This window comes from Martinezella lusitana (genome assembly GCF_900094565.1).
Lineage (GTDB): Bacteria > Pseudomonadota > Alphaproteobacteria > Rhizobiales > Rhizobiaceae > Rhizobium > Rhizobium lusitanum.
The window spans coordinates 259,360-278,353 of sequence record NZ_FMAF01000006.1; the positions used below are offsets into that span (position 1 = coordinate 259,360).

Below are 18,994 nucleotides of genomic sequence, written 5' to 3' on the forward strand. Positions count from 1 at the left end.
CTCTCAAATAACAGCGGATTCGATAGCATGGAAAGCGATTCAGCCCCACCCGCAATTGCTCAGTGGACGGCTGTCAGTCCAAAAGCGCCAGCACCTTGCCGCAATAGCGCTTCGAGACCGGGTTCATGCGCGTCGCGCCATGGCCGGCATTGTATTTGAGAATGGTATTGCAGGTCTGCCCGCCGCCGAGATCCTGAGCCATGGCAAGGTATTTCATACCGAACTTGATGTTCGTTTCGGGATCGAAAAGCCCCTTGGCCCGGCCGGCGTACCCCATCAGTCGGGCCGTTGCCGGCTTGATCTGCATCAGGCCGATTTCCCCGGCACTCCCCCGCGTTTTCGGATTGAAATTGCTTTCGATCTGAACGACGGCAGTTGCCAGTTGCACCGGCACGCCGTTCTGCTTTGCATATTTGGCAATGAGATCGGAATAGCGATTCTGCCGCACAAAGGCATTTTCAGCGTCACGTAATTCGGCGGGAACGTTCGGCACCGGATAGCCGGTGGTACGATAAGCGATCTTCAAAGGAACCGTTTGACTTTTCTCGCCCCGCTGACCCGCAAAGGCGCAATCATACCCCGCCAGCAGCACGCCCACGCATGCTGCAGCCGCAACAATTAAATTTTTCATGTAGTCTTTTGTCTCCAGGCGCGGGACCGCGGACGGCCTCAAGCCGTCATGTCCGGCTGGAGGCAAAAAGAGCCGCCGGAGTGCACAGTCCCCATTAGTCGTCTACGGCCGCGCGACACACAAAACCAAACTGCGCGACCGCCGTTCAGCGAGCGTCGTTAGACCAGTGCAATGCGGAGATAATAGGGAAATGATGTGGCGCAGCAGGGGGTTACGCTTTTTCGCACTGATAGCCGGCTACAAAGATGGCCAGCACCCCTCACCTTTCTATGAAAAGCGAGGCAGCGCGGACAGAAGACGATGGAGCGTATCGATCGTGGAAAAATCGGCGATACCATCCACACGCTGCGGGCGGAAATGGCGCTGGAAAGCCTCGACGTCTCCCTTCAGCCTTTCCGAGAATTCACCAGTGATTTCAGTTTTATAGCCATAGAGCGAGAGCATGGATTGCAGTGCTTCGATCGGCTGGCCCACATCCCCCTTCTGGAAAAATCGACCGCCGGTAATCGCAGCCGGCTCAACCCAGTGCCCGACGCCCTCAGCGGCGAGCCGGGCCCAGGGGAATTTCTCGCCCGGATCGACCTTGCGCACGGGGGCTACATCGGAGTGTCCGAGCACCCGCTCGGGTGCGATTGCCCAGCGTTGGCCGCAATCCCGACACAGTTCGATGACCGCTTCGATCTGCGCATCGGGGAAATCCGGCAGCCCGCCGGGATGGCCAGCATTGGCTATTTCAATACCGATCGACAGTGAATTGATATCGGCCTCATTGTGCCAGGTGCTCTTCCCCGCATGCCAGGCACGACGCTCCTCCGGCACGAGTTGAATGACCCGCCCGTCCTCGAAGACGAAATAATGGCTGGATACCTGGCTCTCCGGGCGACAGAGCCAGTCCAGCGCGCCCTCGGCCGTGCCCATGCCGGTGTAGTGCAGAAGGATCATGTCCGGTTTGCGCCCATCTCGCCGCTCGCCGTGATTCGGCGAAGGCTGCACCATGGCGCGAGCGAAATCGGCCGGAAAGGCATTCATGCGGCGCGGCGTTCTTTCTCGATTTCAGCGTAAGCGGCGTTCAGGGCGGCCATACGCTCGTTGGCGATGAGGTGGAACTCCTCCGGCACACCGCGCGAGACGAGACGGTCAGGATGGTTCTCATAGACAAGGCCGTGATACCGGCGGCGGATCGTCGGGAAATCATCATGGCGCGATACGCCGAGTATCTTGTAGGGGTCGCGTCCACCGCTCACATGGCGCGCCATGATCTGATCGAACCGTTCTTCGCTCATATGGAATATCTCGGCCACATGTTGCAGGAAGGCCATTTCCTTTTCGTGGATCAGCCCGTCAGCCTTGGCAATGTGAAACAGGCCGTCGAGCACGTCTTCCAAAACAGGGCAATTCTTGGTGCAGGTCACGCAAAGCGACGAGAGCCGCTCCGCATAGGCTTCGTAGCCCGCCACATCCTGCCGTGCCAGATTGTAGAGACGCGCGACGTTCTTGGCCTGATCCGGCGGAAACTCGAATATCTCGCGGAACGCGTTGACCTCGTTTTCGGTCACAATGCCGTCAGCCTTCGCCATCTTGGCGGAAAGGGCGATTATCGCGACGGAAAACGCCACCTTGCGGCGGGTTTCCGGATCGCCCTCGAACAAGGTTCGAATAGCCTCGACTACTGCCGACAGGGCATTGCCAGCGGTGCCACCGATAGCATTCAGCAATTTTTCCCAAAACGACATATTGGTCCCGACGGCTCTCATAGACAGTAGAATACCTTGACCAAATAATGCCTGCCATTGCAAGCAGTCCATTCGTCGCAAGGCGGAAAACACTTTTCACAATTTGGTAATGATGGCGTGTTCCAAACCGCATCCGACCGCGCGTTCGCGAGCAGACAAAGCGCGCGTTTCTTAAATTCTTTACTTTACAGCCATGCACGCCTGTCGCATCCATTCCCACCGCAACCATTGAAATGAAGCAGCTTGACTGCAAGGAGGATCTCCATGGCCAAACAGAAAGTCGCAATGCTCACTGCCGGTGGATTGGCGCCCTGTCTTTCTTCCGCCGTTGGCGGGCTGATCCAGCGCTATACCGACGTGGCGCCCGATCTCGACATCATCGCCTATCGGTCTGGCTACCAGGGAGTTCTGCTGGCTGACAGCATCGGGGTGACGCCGGCCATGCGCGAGCGTGCGCACCTGTTGCATCGTTACGGCGGCTCTCCGATCGGCAACAGCCGCGTAAAGCTCACCAATGCCGCCGACTGCGTCAAGCGCGGCCTGGTCAAGGAAGGTGAAAACCCGCTGCGCGTCGCAGCCGAGCGTCTCGCCTCCGATGGCGTCACCATTCTTCACACGATCGGCGGCGACGATACGAACACCACGGCCGCCGATCTTGCCGCCTATCTCGGGGCCAACGGCTACGACCTGACCGTCGTCGGCCTGCCGAAAACGGTCGACAACGACGTCGTGCCGATCCGCCAGTCTCTCGGCGCCTGGACGGCAGCCGAGGTCGGGGCGCATTTCTTCGACAATGTCAGCAACGAACAGACCGCCGCACCGCGCACCCTCGTCATCCACGAGGTCATGGGACGGCACTGTGGCTGGCTGACGGCGGCCACTGCCCGCGCCTATATTCAAAAGACCGCTGCCAACGAATATATCGACGGCTTCATGATGAATGCCGAGATGAAGAGCATCGACGGCCTCTATTTGCCTGAGATGGCCTTCGACATCGAAGCCGAAGGCGAGCGCCTTCGTTCCATCATGGAAAAGACCGGCCAGGTGACGCTGTTCGTATCGGAAGGTGCGGCCCTCGACGCCATCGTCGCCGAGCGCGAAGCCGCAGGTGAAAGCATCAAGCGCGACGCCTTCGGCCATGTGAAGATCGACACCATCAATGTCGGCGGCTGGTTCCAGAAGCAGTTTGCCTCGATCATCGGCGCCGAGCGCTCGATGGTACAGAAATCGGGTTATTTCGCCCGCTCCGCGCCGGCAAACGGCGAAGATCTTCGCCTTATCCAGGGCATGGTCGATCTCGCGGTGGAAAATGCACTCAACAAGGTATCCGGCGTCACCGGCCACGACGAAGGCCAGGGCGGCAAGCTGCGCGTCATCGAATTCCCGCGAATCAAGGGCGGCAAGGCATTCGATCTCTCGCAGCCGTGGTTCGCCGACGTGATGGACCACATCGGGCAGAAATACACGCAAGCCTGATTGATCGGCGATCAGGCGGCCCGATCGGTGATCAAGCGGCCTGATCGATGATCAAGCGGATTGACGGATCGTAAATCCGATGTCTTTGCTGGCGGCGAAAAAGGAATAGAGGAGGATTCCATGTCCATCGAAACCTGGCTCGCTTTCGCCGCCACATCCTGCATCATGCTGGCCATACCGGGGCCGACCATTCTCCTTGTCATCTCCTATGCTCTCGGTCACGGTCGCAAAACGGCGCTGGCGACCGTGACGGGCGTGACGCTTGGCGACTTCACGGCAATGACCGCCTCGCTCGCGGGCCTTGGCGCCATTCTCGCCGCATCCGCATCGCTGTTCACGATTCTTAAGCTGATCGGCGCGGCTTATCTCGTCTTCCTCGGAATCAAGCTCTGGCGAGCCCCGATCGTGACCGGCCCGATGGGCGATAACGACAATCTCCCCGAGGAGAAGCCGTTAAAGATCATGTTGCACGCTTACGTTGTAACTGCCCTCAACCCGAAGAGCATCGTTTTCTTCATCGCTTTCGTGCCGCAGTTTCTCGACATGTCGAAGCCCTTCCTTGAGCAAACGCTTATTTTGGAGGCAACTTTCCTCACTCTCGCCGCATTGAATTCGCTGCTTTACGTCTTCGTCGCCGACATGGCGCGCGGGTTTATCCGCAAGGCTAGCGTGCAACGCGCCGTCAACCGCACAGGCGGAACCCTGTTGATTGCCGCGGGTGCAGTGACCGCCGGATACCGCCGGATGGCCGCTTGACGCCGTCCAGGGTTGCGGCGCGATCACGGATAGGTTAATGGGGATTCATAATTTTATCGATCCTGTGGCCGAATTGTGCGGTCCTGTGGCCGATTTGCATCGCAAATAGGTTTGGTTTTTTCGAAAGTGACAGAATGGTAGCGATCGGATTTCCCGGCCTGAAGCGCAGCGTTGCCTTGTCGGCAATGATGTGCGGCGCTCTTGCAGGGTGCGCAAGCACTCAGCAGCAGGCGTCTCAGGCAGAACTCCCGTCGGCACACACCAACGTGCCGCATCCGAATACGGCCCCGACCGCAACTGGCGTTGCCTCGTCCACGGGCGGCGTTGCGATGGCTTCAGCCGCTCCTGCATCTTCGACGGTTCCCGTATCGAATGAACCGCAGCAGGCAGCGTTGGCAAAATCCGGCCGTGTAACGGCGGGTGCGGTCAACCAGCAGCAGATCGACGCCGCTCAGGCTCGCTTCGGTGCTCCGGCGACAACCGCGAACGCACCAAGCCAGGGAACGGTGGCCATTGCGGCGGCTACAGGCATGTCTGCAAGCGGCACCTCGACCGCAGCCGCCTATGCCGCATCGGACGTGCCGCTCATACCCTCCGTGGTCGCAATCCCGATACCCAATCCGGCGCGCCCCGGCGACGCGGCACTCACGCCGGTCTCGAGTTCGGTCGCTGATGCGGCGGCAACCATTCCGATGACCTCGGACGTCGCCGCCATCCAGGCCCCAGTGCCGATGCCCCGCCCCGATTCCCGCCCCGCGACGGAAGTCGCCTTCGTTTCGCCGGCGCAGATGGGCCTGCCGCGCTATGCGGATAACCGCATGCATTACGATTTCAACTTCGACACCACCGGCCCCACGGTCGTTACGGCTGTCTTGACCAGCCCGAGTTATGATTCCGATGTTCCCGCCGCTGAAAAAAGCTACGTTTCGAGGCTCATTCAGAAGTACGCCAAGATCTACGAGATCCCGGAATCGCTGATCCATCGCGTTGTCCACCGCGAGAGCCGTTACAATCCGAAAGCCTATAATCGGGCCGGATATTTCGGTCTCATGCAGATCAAATACAACACGGCCAAGTCGATGGGCTATGAAGGCCCTCCCTCAGGCCTGCTCGATGCCGAGACCAATATCAAATACGCCGCCAAATATCTGCGTGGTGCGTGGATGACAGCAGACAGCAAGGCCGAAAACAAAGAAACGAATGCCGTGCAGCTCTATGCCCGCGGCTATTACTACGATGCCAAGCGCAAGGGCCTGTCCAGCGTCGCCAACGGCGACTATTGATTTCTCAAGGAAGCTTTGGAAAGCCGGCCTAGTTTGTGGCCGGCTTTGTTGCATCCAGGATCCGCTTGAGCAGAATTTGCGGCCTGTAATCCGCCCAGGCCGGCGTCAATCCCATCCGCACCACAACAAGATTGGCCGAAGGAACGATGGCAACAGTCTGGCCATCGTGACCACTCATCCAGAAAGTATCAGGGGGCAAGCCGAATTGCGCGTTCGAACCGCCGGGACCGGCGAGCCAGGCCTGAACTTGCGAATACACCCCTTCCGAAGCCGTCGTCGGCGTGCGCATGGCCCCCACAAAGCCCTCCGGCAACAAGCGCTGTCCTTTCCAGACGCCATCCTGGAGCAGGAATTGCCCGAAACGCGCCCAATCGCGAGCGGTGGCGTAGAGATAGGAACTGCCGACATAGGTGCCGCGCTCATCTGCCTCGAGCACCGCACTGTGCATGCCAAGCGGCCCGAAAAGCGCCTCGCGCGGATAGGATATGGCCGCACTCAGGTTCGGCAGCCGGTTCATCCAGAGCCTTGAGAGTAGCGTTGCCGTACCGCTGGAATAGTTGAAGCGTTCTCCAGGCGCGGCCACCTGGCGCGCATTGGCCACGATGCTGGTCGTGTCCGGCTCGAGATAAAGCATGCGGGTCACGTCCGATACGTCGCCATAGGCCTCGTTGAAGGCAAGACCGCTTTCCATGGCGAGAAGGTCGCTGAGCTTGATATTCTTGCGCGCATCGCCACTCCATTGCGGCAGGAGATTTTGGTCGTCGAAAGACATGCGGCCGGCCAACATGAGGCGGCCGATGATGGCGGCGTTGACTGTCTTTGTCATAGACCAGCCAATCAGGGGCGTTCCCTCGTTGAAACCGTCGCCATAGGCCTCGGCTACGATATGCCCGTCTTTGACGACGACAACGGCGCGCATCGCTGGCCCGGCAAGATCCGGGTTTGCCACCAGCTTAGCAAACTTGGCGTCTTGCTCACCCGAACCGAGCGTGACCGTATTGCCATCAGGCCAGAACGCATCGCTCTTCGGCGTCTTCAGCTTGTTCAGGAAGACCGCGCCGCGTGCTGCCTGGAGATCGCCATCGGGCACCGTCGTGCAGCCGAGCGCACCGCGATAGAGCGCATAATTAGGCGCAAACATTCCAAGGAAGCGCGCTCTGACGACGCCTTCGTCGCGATCGACCGAAACATGGATAAGCTTCAACGCCGGATTGCCCGGTGCCTGCACGTCATCCGCCAGCACCTGATCCGGGTCCCGTTTGGCGACAAACGTGTTGGAACACACCATCTTGGCGGCATAGCCATCGCCGACCCTGAGCAATTCCGGCGGGTAAACAGAGAGCCAGACGGCTCCGCCTGCGACAATGACCAGCAGCAAAACAACAAATGCTCCGATCACTCTCGATATCAAACGCATGTCACATACCCTCCAAAAGGTAGGCGGAGACAAGCAGGAAACGCAGCAAGATGAAAGAGCTATCGTCGCTGCCGCCACTCAAATATGTGCAGGGCCATATCTCGACCGAATCTGCCAACAGCCCGCGTCATCAGACTGTAGCATTGCCGGGTTAAACGCGCTGAACCCTGACAAATTGGTGACAAGACTCAGATGACGGAATTCGCCCCAGACGCCGGTCTCCAAAAGAACCGGAAACTCAAGGACGCTCTGCTGCAACATAAGGCGCTGTCCAAGGCCGGCCTTTCGGAGCGCCTCTTCGGCATGCTGTTTTCCGGTCTTGTCTATCCGCAAATCTGGGAGGATCCTGATGTCGACATGGAGGCGATGGAACTCCAGCCACATCACCGCATCGTTACCATCGGCTCTGGCGGCTGCAATATGCTCGCCTACCTTTCGCAGAACCCTTCCTCGATCGATGTGGTCGATCTCAACCGCCACCACATTGCTTTGAACAAGCTGAAGCTGGCAGCTTTCCGGCTGCTGCCCGGCCATGCGGATCTGGTGCGTTTCTTCGGCACGCCAGGCGTTGCCGCCAACAGCCAGGCCTACGACCAGTTTATCGCGCCGCGGCTGGACGAAGCTACCGCTTCCTATTGGGGTGGCCGCGACATGTATGGTCGTCGCCGCGTCACGGTCTTCAATCGTAACATTTACAAGACCGGTCTCCTCGGCCGCTTCATCGGTGCCGCGCATGTGCTGGCGCGCCTGCACGGCGTGCGCCTCGCCGGGATGACGGAAGCCCGCACTCTCCGCGAGCAGCGCCAGTTCTTCGAAAACGAGATCGCCCCGATCTTCGACAGGCCGGCGGTTCGCTGGTTGCTCGGTCGCAAGAGCTCGCTCTTCGGTCTCGGCATTCCGCCACAGCAATATGATGAGCTTGCAAGCCTTGCCGGCGATGATTCGATTTCTGCCGTATTGAAGCATCGATTGGAAAAGCTGGCATGCCACTTCCCGATGCGGGATAACTATTTTGCGTGGCAAGCCTTCGCGCGCCGCTACGCCGGCCAGCATCAGGGTCCCCTGCCCACCTACCTTAAGCCGGAGCATTATGCCGCAATCCGCGCCAATGCCGACCGCGTCGATGTCCATCACGCCAACTTCACCGAACTCCTGGCCTCCAAGCCGGCAGCCTCCCGCGATCGTTACGTCTTGCTCGACGCGCAGGATTGGATGACCGATGAGCAGCTCAACGGCCTTTGGGCGGAAATCACCCGCACGGCGCGCGAAGGCGCTCGCGTCATTTTCCGCACGGCTGCGGAAAAGAGCATCATCGAGGGCCGCCTGTCACCGGCCATCCGCGACCAGTGGGTCTATTTCGAGGAGCGTTCGCAGGAGCTCAATGCCCAGGATCGTTCGGCGATCTATGGCGGCTTCCACATTTACGGGAAAAAAGCGTGAGCCAGGCGGATACGGGCACGGAAACCGGCTCGAACAATCATGCAAAGCTGATGGACGGCATGTACCGTTATCAGCGGCATATCTACGATCTGACCCGCAAATACTACCTCTTCGGACGCGACCGCACGATTGAGCAGCTTAACGTGCCCCCGGGTGGCTCATTGCTGGAAGTGGGCTGCGGTACGGGCCGTAACATGCTGCTGGCCTACCGGCATTTCCCTTCCGCGAAGCTTTATGGCCTTGATATCTCGCAGGAGATGCTGATTTCGGCGCGCAACAATTTTCGCGGCCTGAAGCAGATGCCGGATTTTCGCGTTGCAGACGCCACCACGTTTTCACCCACCGATTTCGGCACTGATGGATTCGACCGCGTGATGGTTTCCTACGCGTTGTCGATGATCCCGGATTGGACGAGCGCAATCGATGCATCGCTTGGTGCCGTCGCCCCCGGTGGCGAACTGCACGTCGTCGATTTTGGCCAGCAAGAAGGTCTGCCGGGCTGGTTCCGGACCCTTCTTAAAGGATGGTTGAAGAAATTCCACGTCACCCCCCGCGCCGATCTTCTGACGGTACTGGAAGAGAAGGCAAAGGCGCGCGGCATGACGCTCAAGACCGAAAAGATCGGTCGTGGCTACGCCTGGAGAGCCGTCGTCGCCAAGCAAGCCGCATAAGCGGCGGCGGAATTCGGCGAGAAATACGGTGCCATCGTGCTTCAAGCATAAGAATTTGCTTGAAGATAACGCATTTTTTACGTTGATATGGTGAATAAAGTGGCAAGGCCGGCTGACAGCAGCTTGGCCTGCCGCTCTTTTGGATTTTCGGGGACCACAATACGGAAGCCAAGTCTTGGGGCAGCCAGATCACTCGCGTCATAACGGGATACTCATGCGCCGGCTTCTGTTGTGCTTAATGCCGCTTGCCCTTTTTTTGAATGGCTGCACGATGGGCTACGACGCTTTTTCGACGGCGTCGCTTCCCAAGACCAGGTTCAGCGATACAAAGCCGCAGGATTTCGGCCGCGACCATCCTGACCGCCATCCCATCCACGGCATCGATATTTCCAAGTACCAGGGCGATATCGATTGGCAGGCCGTCAAGTCTTCCGGCGTGGCCTTTGCCTTTATCAAGGCGACGGAAGGCAAGGACCGCATCGATCCGCGCTTTACCGAATATTGGCGCGAAGCTGCCGCTGCGGGACTTCTTCACACAGCCTATCATTTCTATTATTTCTGCTCGACTGCCGACGATCAGGCGGACTGGTTCATCCGCAACGTACCGAAGGACGCCACAATGCTTCCGCCGGTCATCGACGTCGAATGGAACCCCAGCTCGCCGACCTGCCGCACGAGACCGGCCCCTGAAACGGTGCGGACGGAAATGAAGCGCTTCATGGATCGCCTCGAAGCCTATTACGGCAAGCGCCCGATCATCTACACCTCGGTCGACTTCCACCGCGAAAATCTCGCTGGTTATTTCAAGGATTACCACTTCTGGGTCCGCTCGGTCGCGAAGCATCCCAAGGAGATTTACGCGAATCGTGACTGGGCCTTCTGGCAGTATACATCCACCGGCCTTATCCCCGGTATCAAAGGGCCGATGGATATCAATGTCTTCGCCGGTTCCGAGCAAAATTGGCACAGCTGGGTGGCGGCAGTACAGAAGCAAGGAAATTCTTGAGTTTGACGCTATTTCTCTCTTGCTTATGTCACAATCTTCTGTGAAAGCGACCCTATTCTATCACTAGAGAGGATCGCCCATGGACCGTTACACCATTCGACGCAACGCACTCGCGTTGATCTTCGCCTCAGCCATAACCGGCGCGGCGATGGCTCAGAGCGCGGCCCCAGCCGCCGCACCGAGCACGGATGGCGTCAGCGCTCCCAAGGTGGCTTGCGGCGGTGATCTTGCACCCTTCCTGGCTGGTGTGAAGGCTGAAGCAATTGCGGCTGGCGCCGATGCCGCGGCGGCCGACAGGACCTTGGCTGGCGCGCAAATCGATCCCAAGGTTCTCTCCATGGACCGTGGTCAGGGCGTATTCCGCCAGACCTTCCTCGAATTCTCGCAGCGCACCGTCAGCCAGGGGCGCCTGGATATCGGTCGCCAGAAGATGAAGCAGTATGCCGACGTCTTTGCAAAGGCTGAAAAAGACTACGGCGTCGCCCCCGGCGTCATCACAGCCTTCTGGGCGATGGAAACCGACTTCGGCGCCGTTCAGGGCAACTTCAACACCCGCAACGCGCTTGTCACCCTCGCGCATGACTGCCGTCGGCCGGACTTCTTCCGTCCGCGTCTGATCGCGCTGATCGAATTGGTGCAGCGCGGCGATGTCGACCCGGAGACCACGACAGGTGCATGGGCCGGCGAAATCGGCCAGACGCAGATGCTGCCGCCTGATATCATCGCGTACGGCACCGATGGCGATGGCGATGGCCACGTCAACTTGAAGACAAGCGCGCCCGACGTCATTCTAACGACGGCAAGATTCCTCCAGCATCTCGGCTTCCAGCGCGGTCAGCCCTGGCTGCAGGAAGTAACCGTGCCGGATAATCTGCCCTGGGAGAAATCCGGCATCGGCGGCACGCTCACCGCCGCCGACTGGTTCCAGCTCGGCGTCAAGCCGCGCGACGGCAACACAAGTTTCGGCTCGCTGCCGGCCGCCCTCATCCTGCCGCAGGGCCGCAAGGGTCCGGCTTTCCTGACCTATCCGAACTACAACGCCTATCTCGGATGGAACCAGTCGTTCATCTACACGACCTCCGCCGCCTATTTCGCCACCCGTTTCGCCGGTGCTCCGCCTTATAACAAGGGCACGCCGGAACCGGGCCTGAACGATGTCGATATGAAAACGCTTCAGACCAAGCTTGTGGCGCGCGGCTACGATGTCGGCAAGATCGACGGCATTCTCGGCTCCGGCACGCGCATCGCCATTCAGAAGGAACAGTTCCGCCTCGGCATGCCGGCCGATGGCTGGGCGACTTCGGCGCTTCTCGGCGCACTCTGAGTTTTCCTGCTTCCCTATCAAAAAGGCGGCCGCAAGCCGCCTTTTTAATTGAGCTCCTCTCTCCCCGAACGCTCAGAGAAACCCATTCTGCCCGGTGTCGCAGGAAACGGGTGGGACCCCGCTCTCTCCCGGTTTACATGAGCCGAAATGGGAGGAACGGCGATGGACAGCGAAAACCGAATGAGTGCACTCACCTGGGGCCTGCTGCTATTGCTCGGGCTGATCTGGGGCGGGTCGTTCTTCTTTGCCCGTATTGCCGTTCACCATGTCCCACCCTTCACACTCGTCCTTCTGCGATTGTCGCTGGCAGCGGCGGCATTGCATGTCTATCTCGCTGGCCGTTTCGGGATCTATCAGGCGCTGCGGAGCCATTGGCGGCAATTCTTGATGCTCGGCCTCATCAACAATGCGGTACCGCACACATTGATCTTCTTCGGCCAGACAGAGATGGGAGCGGGACTTGCCTCTATCCTCAACGCAACCACACCGATCTGGACGGTCCTGATCGGCAATCAGTTGACGACGGACGAGCGGCTGACATCGGCCAAGCTGGCCGGCTGCCTCGCCGGGCTCGTCGGCACGGTCATCCTGCTCGCGCCAAGCGTGACCAACAGCGCTTCTGTGCCCTTCTGGGCGCTGCTGCTGCCGATCATCGCGGCAATTTCCTATGGCTTTGCGGCGATTTACGCCAAGCGCTTCAAAGGCATCGCGCCGACCGTCGTCGCGGCGGGCCAGCTGACCGGCTCCTCGCTCATCATGTTGCCGGTCGCCCTGGTCATAGACCAGCCTTGGACGCTGGCGACACCGCCGGCCGCCGCGATAGCAGCCATTCTAGGGCTAGCCCTGCTATCGACCGCTTTCGCCTACATCCTCTATTTTCGCATCATGGCGCTTGCCGGCGCGACGAACGCCTCGCTTGTCACCCTCCTGGTGCCGCCAAGCGCTATGCTGCTCGGCTTTCTTTTCCTGGGTGAACGGCTCGGCTTCACCGAGATCGCCGGCATGATGCTCATCGCGCTGGGCTTGCTCATCCTTGATGGCCGCACCTACGCATGGATAAGGCATGGCATGCGCGCCGGCGCGGCATAATCCGCACCCCTCCACCCGAAATAAGTCATACACGGCGTTGGGAATAGGTATGCGTTAACACTTATTCACAGCGGGCCAGGCGGCAAACAAGGGAGATTTATTTAATGAAATCAATTCGCTAAGGCGAAACCATGAATCAAAACGCCAACCGGATACCGCGCCGCAGCATCGAATTCTCTTTCCAAGCGACACATTATCGACATAAAATTTAACGGCTGACTGAGGAGGAAGACATGGGATTGACGCGATCCATCAACGTCCTAGTGGTTGGTGCGGCCTTCATTTTCGTCGTAACGATGCTTTTCATCTAACGGCATGACGATCACCGCAGGCGACCGAACTCCGAAAAGCTAACAAAACGACTATTCCATTAAAAAAGCGCATGCCCGGGAGGGACATGCGCTTTTTCATGTGTTGTGTGGCAACCTTAGGCGGCAGCGCCCGCCCGAGCATCCACCTTGCGCTGGAGGCCCAGCCGCTCGAGGACGGCAGAAACGAGAGGCGAGCGGTTCATCGTATAGAGATGAAACTCGTGAATGCCGCGACGCATCAGATCCTGGATCTGTTCGGCGGCGACATCGGCCGCGACCTTGGCGCGCTCATCGGTATTTTCGTCGAGACCATCGAAACGTTCATCGAGCCAGGACGGAATGCTGGTACCGCAGGCACCGGCAAAGCGCTTCAGTTGCGTCAGGTTCTGGATCGGCATGATGCCCGGCACGACCGGGATCTTGATGCCGGTTGCGCGAACGCGATCATGATAGCGCTCGAAGGCATCATTATCGAAGAAGAACTGCGTCAGGGCGCGGTCTGCGCCGTTGTCAGCCTTGCGCTTCAGCATATCGATGTCGGCTACGGTATCGCGGCTCTCCGGATGCTTTTCCGGATAGGCCGATACGGAAATATCGAAATCCCCCCGCTCACGCAGCGCGGTCACCAGTTCGGCGGCATTGGCATAGCCGCCCGGATGCGGCTGGTAGGCGGAACCGACACCGCCCGGCGGGTCGCCGCGCAGGGCGACGAAACGGCGGACGCCGGTGGCGAGAAATTCGTCGATCACCCGATGCGTATCCTCGCGCGTCGCACCGACGCAAGTCAGATGCGAAGCAGTCGTGAACGGCGTCTCATGGATCATCTTTCGAACGGCCGAGAGCGTCGGCGCCTTGGTCGATCCGCCCGCTCCATATGTCACAGAAACGAATTCCGGCTCCCATTCGCTCAATTCCGAAACCGTATTCCATAGCTGCTGCTCGGCTTCTTCCGACTTTGGCGGGAAGAACTCGAAGGAAATGCGGATACCGCCCTGGCCATTTTCGGATTTAGAAGACATGTCAAACTCTCCCGGCAAGAATGGGGGACGATTGGCGGTCCTGCTCGGCTGCCATCAGCAACCGCGGGTCGCGCGCCAGCCAGATCGTGACTGTCAACGCCTGACCGCTTTCCCTCCCCGAATGAAGGTCCTGTACCTGCTCGACATCGAGCCCGGCCAATTTCAGCCAATCGGATATGGTCTGATGCGAGAAACCGAGACGCAGATGCGCATGCTCATCGCGCAGATATTCCAGCCCGTGCGGCGCGAGATCGATGATGGCAAGCCGACCGCCGGGCCGCAGCATTCGCGCCGCTTCCGCAACCGCGATCTGCGGCTGATCAAGGAAATGCAGTACCTGGTGAATGGTGATCAGATCGAAATCCTGCTGCTCGAGCGGCAGGTTGAAAATATCGCCCTGACGCACCGACGCGGCCATGATGTTGGAACGGTCGAGATTGGCGCGGGCTACGGCCAGCATGTCGCGGCTGGCATCGATGCCGATGGCGCGGCGATAGTGACCTGCCAACAGCTGCAACATCCGGCCCGTGCCGGTACCGAGATCGAGAAAGGAATCGATCGGCTGCGGGCCTATCAATTCGATCAGCGCCTTGTCGACATCCTCATCGGCGACATGCAGACGGCGCAGCTCATCCCACTCGGCAGCATTCCGGCTGAAATAGGCTTGCGCGCGCTCGGCGCGAATGCGCTTCACGGAAGCAAGTCGCTCCCCGTCGCGCAACAGCACGGAATCCTTCTCCGCCGTATGGCGCAGAAGCGTTCGTGCCATCATCACCGCCTTGCCGTCCTGCTTCAGGCGGAAATAGGCCCAGGCGCCCTCCTGATAGCGGTCGATCAGGCCCGCTTCTCCAAGCAGTTTCAGATGCCGCGAAATGCGGGGCTGTGATTGGCCGAGAATTTCGGTAAGATCGGTGACTGTCAGATCGCCGGCGGCAAGGAGTGCCAGCAGCCGCAGCCGCGTGGGCTCGCCGACGGCTTTCAGCACGTCCACAACCTCATCCAAGCCGAGCTTCACAACATCAGTCATTCCACACCCAATCAAGATATAAAGATATCTTTATGTGATTTGGGCGCGTTCTGCAAGAGCCAAACGATCGCCGACGCGGTTTGACGTCGGAAATCTGTTAGTTTCTGCCGAAAACGGAACACCGAATGCCGGCGCGAGATAAACAAAAACCCCGGTCAAGCCGGGGTTTTCGAAGAGCAAAAGCAGAAGCTTATCGCGTCAGGCGCTTATAGGTGACGCGGCTCGGATTGATGCTGTCAACGCCGAGACGGCGCATCTTGTCCTGTTCGTAATCCTCGAAGTTACCTTCGAACCATTCGACATGGCTATCGCCTTCGAAAGCGAGGATATGCGTGGCCAGACGATCAAGGAACATGCGATCGTGGCTGATGATGACGGCGCAACCGGCAAAGTTTTCAAGCGCGATCTCGAGAGCGCCAAGCGTTTCCGTATCAAGGTCGTTGGTCGGTTCGTCGAGCAGCAGAACGTTGCCGCCGGCCTTCAGCATCTTGGCAAGATGCACGCGGTTGCGCTGGCCGCCCGAGAGGTTGCCGACCTTCTGTTGCTGGTCGCCGCCCTTGAAATTGAAGGTCGCGCAATAAGCGCGCGAATTCATTTCATACTTGCCGAGCTTGATGACTTCGGCGCCGCCGGAGATCTCTTCCCAGACGGTCTTGCCGCCATCGAGTGCGTCACGGCTCTGGTCGACATAGCCGAGATGAACGCTGTCGCCGATGCGGATGCTGCCGCTATCCGGCTTTTCCTGGCCGGTGATCATGCGGAAAAGCGTCGTCTTGCCGGCGCCGTTCGGACCGATAACGCCGACGATACCGCCCGGCGGCAGCTTCAGCGACAGACCTTCGATCAACATCCGGTCGCCATAACCCTTGTTGATGCCTTCCATCTCGATGACCACCTGTCCGAGACGCTCACCGACCGGAATGATGATCTGCGCATCGCCGGGACGCTGGTTCTCGGCGGCATCGACCAACTCGTCATAAGCGCGGATACGGGCCTTGGACTTCGACTGGCGGGCTTTCGGGCTGGAAGCGATCCACTCCTGTTCGCGAGCGATCGCCTTCTGGCGACCGGCCTCTTCGCGACCTTCCTGCTGCATGCGCTTCGCCTTCGCCAGCAAGTAGGAGGAGTAGTTGCCTTCGTAGGGAATGCCGCGACCGCGGTCGAGTTCGAGGATCCAGCCGGTGACGTTATCCAGGAAGTAGCGATCGTGGGTAATCATCAGCACGGCGCCCGGATAGGCACGCAGATGCTTTTCCAACCAGGCGATGGTTTCGGCGTCGAGATGGTTAGTCGGTTCGTCGAGCAGCAGCACGTCCGGCTGCGACAGCAGCAGCTTGCACAACGCCACACGACGGCGTTCGCCGCCGGAGAGTTTGGTGACGTCGGCATCGCCAGGCGGGCAGCGCAACGCATCCATTGCCATCTCAACCTGGCTTTCCAGGTCCCAGAGATTCTGGCTGTCGATGATGTCCTGGAGCTTAGCGCCCTCTTCCGCCGTCTCGTCGGAATAGTTCATCATCAGTTCGTTGTAACGATTGAGGACGTCAGTCTTCGCCGCAACGCCTTCCATGACGTTTTCGAGCGCCGTCTTCGCCGGATCGAGCTGCGGCTCCTGCGCCAAATAGCCGATGGTGGCACCCTCGGCCAGCCAGGCCTCGCCGGTATACTCCTTATCGAGACCGGCCATGATCCGCAGCACAGTCGACTTACCTGCACCGTTCGGACCGAGAATACCGATCTTGGCATCGGGGTAGAAGGAGAGATGGATATTCTCGAGAATTTTCTTGGCGCCATAGGCCTTATTCAGACCGGCCATATGATAAATGAACTGACGTGCCATAGCTTGGGTTACTCCACGGGCGAACAACATTGTGAATTGTGCCGCTATGTAGGCGAAACCCCGCCCTCGGGCAACGGCGAAACCTTGTCCGAGGGCATTATCCGAGTCATAAAGCCCGTATTTCCTCAGAAACCGGCCGCATCCACCACGCCGCGATCGCACCCGAACGACGTGCTGCCGGCACCCTGGATCAGTTTGCCAAGCCGTGGCTCGCCACCCTGCTGCGGATCGATCGCATCTTCGGAGAGGCCGATCGTCAATTCCGAAATCATCCTGGTATTGCCGACCCGGCGGCAGCTCATCTTGATGCGCGCATTGGCACCCTCGCCGAAGCTCTGGTCGAAGGCGGCCTTGATGGTTTCGGCATCCAGCTCCTTGCCGATATTCTCAGCGAAAAGATCGCGCACGGCCGATGCATTGAGTTCGGCGATCAAACCGGCAGCGGTCGAGAAAAACTGATCGGCGCTGAGCTTCGTGCATGTGCCGTGCTTGATCCATTCATGGCGTTCGAGGCCGGACTGGGTGCCCGGCATGACCTTGTCGAGCTTTGCCTTGACTTCCTGCGACAGCTGAACCGCCGGTAGATCCTTCCAATCGCTGCTGCGGTCGGCCTGTTTCAAATCGTCCGAAACGTCGCAATATTCCTGCCGCATCGGCCAGAGGCCGTGCAGCGAGAAATTTGTGGCGTCATAGTTGTTCGACGATTGGTTCCGGCATTCCGCCTTCTTCTGGTTCGTCGCACAAAACGCCGGCTCCCAGCTCGCCGCCAGTATAAAGCGCGTCCGCCCTCTGCTCTGCTCCTGCGCCGCCGCGCTGGCGATCGTTCCGGCCGAAAGGAGCACAACCGCAAATATCCGAAGCAAATGCTTCATTTCATGCCTCCAATTAGAACATTATAGGAACAAATAAGCAGTTTGATTGAGTAGATGCAACCCTGAATCACATGGTTTGCGAAGATTTATTTCTGTGGGCTTCGATCGTTATCCGTTGCAATCAACCGAATGATGACCTTTCGTCCAAATGGGGAGGAACCATGCATGTTCGCCGAGACGCAACGCCTGGAAAGCCCGACGGGCGCGACGATTGCCTATCATCATTCGCCGGCTAAAGGCGATGCACGCGGCATCCTCCTGATATCTCATGGCCTTGCCGAACATTCACGCCGCTACGCAGCTTTTGCTGAAGCCATGGCCGCGCGCGGCTTTCATGTCTATGCCCATGATCATCGCGGCCATGGCGAGACTATTGCTGCCGACGCTCCAATCGGCCGTTTCGCGCGAAGAAACGGCGTCGGGCAGGTCATCTCTGATGTGCTGGCCATGCGCGAGCTTGCCGCGACGGCCCATCCCGGCCTGCCCATCATTCTCTTCGGTCACTCCATGGGAGGATTGATCAGCCTCAACACGGTCGTCACGCATCCGGACAAATTCGATGCCGTCGCGGTCTGGAACTCCAACTTCAATCCCGGCCTCGCCGGCCGCGCCGCCCAGCTCATCCTGAAGACGGAGCGCATGTTCAAAGGATCGGACGTCCCCAGCGGGCCGTTGCCGAAACTGACCTTCGCTACCTGGGGCAAATCCATCCCGAACCGCCGCACCGAGTTCGACTGGCTTTCGCGCGTTCCCGAGCAGGTGGACAAGTACATCGCCGATCCGCTCTGCGGCTTCAATGCATCTGTCTCGCTCTGGCTTGACATATTCGAGCTCAGCTTTCGCGCCCCGCAGAAAACCTATCTCGACCGGCTGCGGCGTGACATGCCGATTCATCTGACGGGAGGCGGCAAGGATCCCGCGACCGACAACGGAAAAGCGATTTCCTGGCTGTCAAACCATTTGAAAAATGCCGGCTTCTCTCATATTACAACCGCGATCCATCCGGACATGCGGCACGAGACGCTGAACGAAATCGGCGCCGCCCAAGCCATTTCCGACTTTGCCGACTGGTGTGAGAAGGTGACGGCAAGGAACTGAT

17 protein-coding genes are annotated in these 18,994 nt (G+C 59.2%); 9 read left to right on the top strand and 8 right to left on the bottom strand.

The window, feature by feature from the left end; genetic code table 11:
* Positions 1–73 precede the first annotated feature (73 nt).
* From GA0061101_RS16320 to GA0061101_RS16330, 3 genes are all read right to left on the bottom strand, one after another.
* A complete protein-coding gene (locus GA0061101_RS16320) occupies positions 74–631 on the bottom strand; it encodes a lytic transglycosylase domain-containing protein (RefSeq protein ID WP_037202746.1) in 558 nt (185 codons plus the stop codon).
* Positions 632–898: 267 nt separating this feature from the next.
* On the bottom strand, positions 899–1,660 hold the full coding sequence (locus GA0061101_RS16325; protein WP_092574169.1) for an N-acetylmuramoyl-L-alanine amidase: 762 nt from the start codon (positions 1,658–1,660) through the stop codon (positions 899–901).
* Entirely contained in the window at positions 1,657–2,364 is a 708-nt protein-coding gene (locus GA0061101_RS16330) for a J domain-containing protein (protein WP_037202748.1), read from the bottom strand. The genes GA0061101_RS16325 and GA0061101_RS16330 overlap by 4 nt, the downstream gene beginning before the upstream one ends.
* A 264-nt stretch (positions 2,365–2,628) precedes the next feature.
* Here GA0061101_RS16330 and GA0061101_RS16335 point away from each other — a divergent pair, with 264 nt between their 5' ends.
* The 3 genes from GA0061101_RS16335 (at position 2,629) to GA0061101_RS16345 (ending at position 5,879) form a co-directional block, all read left to right on the top strand.
* The gene (locus GA0061101_RS16335; RefSeq protein ID WP_037202750.1) at positions 2,629–3,840 is read left to right on the top strand and encodes a pyrophosphate--fructose-6-phosphate 1-phosphotransferase; all 1,212 of its coding nucleotides are present in this window, start codon (positions 2,629–2,631) and stop codon (positions 3,838–3,840) included.
* A 120-nt stretch (positions 3,841–3,960) separates the two neighbouring features.
* Positions 3,961–4,596 (top strand): LysE family translocator, encoded by a 636-nt coding sequence (locus GA0061101_RS16340; protein WP_034504243.1) that lies wholly within the window; start codon positions 3,961–3,963, stop codon positions 4,594–4,596.
* Between the two features lie 134 nt (positions 4,597–4,730).
* A complete protein-coding gene (locus GA0061101_RS16345) occupies positions 4,731–5,879 on the top strand; it encodes a lytic transglycosylase domain-containing protein (RefSeq protein WP_092574171.1) in 1,149 nt (382 codons plus the stop codon).
* A 28-nt stretch (positions 5,880–5,907) separates the two neighbouring features.
* Here the strand turns inward: GA0061101_RS16345 and GA0061101_RS16350 are convergent, their stop codons facing one another.
* On the bottom strand, positions 5,908–7,296 hold the full coding sequence (locus tag GA0061101_RS16350) for a serine hydrolase domain-containing protein (RefSeq protein ID WP_092574173.1): 1,389 nt from the start codon (positions 7,294–7,296) through the stop codon (positions 5,908–5,910).
* 192 nt (positions 7,297–7,488) lie between these two features.
* Here GA0061101_RS16350 and GA0061101_RS16355 point away from each other — a divergent pair, with 192 nt between their 5' ends.
* The 5 genes from GA0061101_RS16355 (at position 7,489) to GA0061101_RS16375 (ending at position 12,826) form a co-directional block, all read left to right on the top strand.
* Positions 7,489–8,736 carry a BtaA family protein gene (locus tag GA0061101_RS16355; protein ID WP_037202756.1) on the top strand — a complete coding sequence of 416 codons (1,248 nt, stop codon included), beginning with the start codon at positions 7,489–7,491 and terminating at the stop codon, positions 8,734–8,736.
* Positions 8,737–8,786: 50 nt separating this feature from the next.
* Positions 8,787–9,407, top strand: coding sequence for a class I SAM-dependent methyltransferase (locus tag GA0061101_RS16360; RefSeq protein ID WP_052212368.1), 621 nt, complete (start codon positions 8,787–8,789; stop codon positions 9,405–9,407).
* A 214-nt stretch (positions 9,408–9,621) separates the two neighbouring features.
* Entirely contained in the window at positions 9,622–10,413 is a 792-nt protein-coding gene (locus tag GA0061101_RS16365; protein WP_037202761.1) for a glycoside hydrolase family 25 protein, read from the top strand.
* Positions 10,414–10,492: 79 nt separating this feature from the next.
* On the top strand, positions 10,493–11,737 hold the full coding sequence (locus GA0061101_RS16370) for a lytic murein transglycosylase (RefSeq protein ID WP_037202763.1): 1,245 nt from the start codon (positions 10,493–10,495) through the stop codon (positions 11,735–11,737).
* Between the two features lie 162 nt (positions 11,738–11,899).
* On the top strand, positions 11,900–12,826 hold the full coding sequence (locus tag GA0061101_RS16375; RefSeq protein ID WP_092574177.1) for a DMT family transporter: 927 nt from the start codon (positions 11,900–11,902) through the stop codon (positions 12,824–12,826).
* 427 nt (positions 12,827–13,253) lie between these two features.
* Here GA0061101_RS16375 and metF read toward each other — a convergent pair whose 3' ends face one another.
* From metF to GA0061101_RS16395, 4 genes are all read right to left on the bottom strand, one after another.
* A complete protein-coding gene (metF, locus tag GA0061101_RS16380; RefSeq protein WP_037202766.1) occupies positions 13,254–14,156 on the bottom strand; it encodes a methylenetetrahydrofolate reductase [NAD(P)H] in 903 nt (300 codons plus the stop codon).
* A gap of 1 nt (position 14,157) precedes the next feature.
* Positions 14,158–15,183 carry an ArsR/SmtB family transcription factor gene (locus tag GA0061101_RS16385; RefSeq protein WP_047558106.1) on the bottom strand — a complete coding sequence of 342 codons (1,026 nt, stop codon included), beginning with the start codon at positions 15,181–15,183 and terminating at the stop codon, positions 14,158–14,160.
* Between the two features lie 190 nt (positions 15,184–15,373).
* Positions 15,374–17,023: an energy-dependent translational throttle protein EttA gene (gene ettA, locus GA0061101_RS16390; protein ID WP_037202770.1), complete on the bottom strand. Its 1,650-nt coding sequence runs from the start codon at positions 17,021–17,023 to the stop codon at positions 15,374–15,376.
* Positions 17,024–17,148: 125 nt separating this feature from the next.
* Complete coding sequence (locus GA0061101_RS16395) at positions 17,149–17,895, bottom strand: ribonuclease T2 family protein (protein WP_037202771.1); 747 nt, start codon at positions 17,893–17,895, stop codon at positions 17,149–17,151.
* A 165-nt stretch (positions 17,896–18,060) separates the two neighbouring features.
* Here GA0061101_RS16395 and GA0061101_RS16400 point away from each other — a divergent pair, with 165 nt between their 5' ends.
* A complete protein-coding gene (locus tag GA0061101_RS16400) occupies positions 18,061–18,993 on the top strand; it encodes an alpha/beta fold hydrolase (RefSeq protein ID WP_047558107.1) in 933 nt (310 codons plus the stop codon).
* Position 18,994 lies beyond the last annotated feature (1 nt).

What these genes read in the sequence shown, in the direction of transcription:
- GA0061101_RS16320 (WP_037202746.1), bottom strand. Translation starts at nt 631, where the DNA reads ATGAAAAATTTAATTGTTGCGGCTGCAGCATGCGTGGGCGTGCTGCTG.
- GA0061101_RS16325 (WP_092574169.1), bottom strand. Translation starts at nt 1,660, where the DNA reads ATGAATGCCTTTCCGGCCGATTTCGCTCGCGCCATGGTGCAGCCTTCG.
- GA0061101_RS16375 (WP_092574177.1), top strand. Translation starts at nt 11,900, where the DNA reads ATGGACAGCGAAAACCGAATGAGTGCACTCACCTGGGGCCTGCTGCTA.
- GA0061101_RS16385 (WP_047558106.1), bottom strand. Translation starts at nt 15,183, where the DNA reads ATGACTGATGTTGTGAAGCTCGGCTTGGATGAGGTTGTGGACGTGCTG.
- GA0061101_RS16350 (WP_092574173.1), bottom strand. Translation starts at nt 7,296, where the DNA reads ATGCGTTTGATATCGAGAGTGATCGGAGCATTTGTTGTTTTGCTGCTG.
- GA0061101_RS16370 (WP_037202763.1), top strand. Translation starts at nt 10,493, where the DNA reads ATGGACCGTTACACCATTCGACGCAACGCACTCGCGTTGATCTTCGCC.
- GA0061101_RS16395 (WP_037202771.1), bottom strand. Translation starts at nt 17,895, where the DNA reads ATGAAGCATTTGCTTCGGATATTTGCGGTTGTGCTCCTTTCGGCCGGA.
- GA0061101_RS16355 (WP_037202756.1), top strand. Translation starts at nt 7,489, where the DNA reads ATGACGGAATTCGCCCCAGACGCCGGTCTCCAAAAGAACCGGAAACTC.
- ettA (WP_037202770.1), bottom strand. Translation starts at nt 17,023, where the DNA reads ATGGCACGTCAGTTCATTTATCATATGGCCGGTCTGAATAAGGCCTAT.
- GA0061101_RS16330 (WP_037202748.1), bottom strand. Translation starts at nt 2,364, where the DNA reads ATGTCGTTTTGGGAAAAATTGCTGAATGCTATCGGTGGCACCGCTGGC.
- metF (WP_037202766.1), bottom strand. Translation starts at nt 14,156, where the DNA reads ATGTCTTCTAAATCCGAAAATGGCCAGGGCGGTATCCGCATTTCCTTC.
- GA0061101_RS16360 (WP_052212368.1), top strand. Translation starts at nt 8,787, where the DNA reads ATGGACGGCATGTACCGTTATCAGCGGCATATCTACGATCTGACCCGC.
- GA0061101_RS16345 (WP_092574171.1), top strand. Translation starts at nt 4,731, where the DNA reads ATGGTAGCGATCGGATTTCCCGGCCTGAAGCGCAGCGTTGCCTTGTCG.
- GA0061101_RS16365 (WP_037202761.1), top strand. Translation starts at nt 9,622, where the DNA reads ATGCGCCGGCTTCTGTTGTGCTTAATGCCGCTTGCCCTTTTTTTGAAT.
- GA0061101_RS16335 (WP_037202750.1), top strand. Translation starts at nt 2,629, where the DNA reads ATGGCCAAACAGAAAGTCGCAATGCTCACTGCCGGTGGATTGGCGCCC.
- GA0061101_RS16400 (WP_047558107.1), top strand. Translation starts at nt 18,061, where the DNA reads ATGTTCGCCGAGACGCAACGCCTGGAAAGCCCGACGGGCGCGACGATT.
- GA0061101_RS16340 (WP_034504243.1), top strand. Translation starts at nt 3,961, where the DNA reads ATGTCCATCGAAACCTGGCTCGCTTTCGCCGCCACATCCTGCATCATG.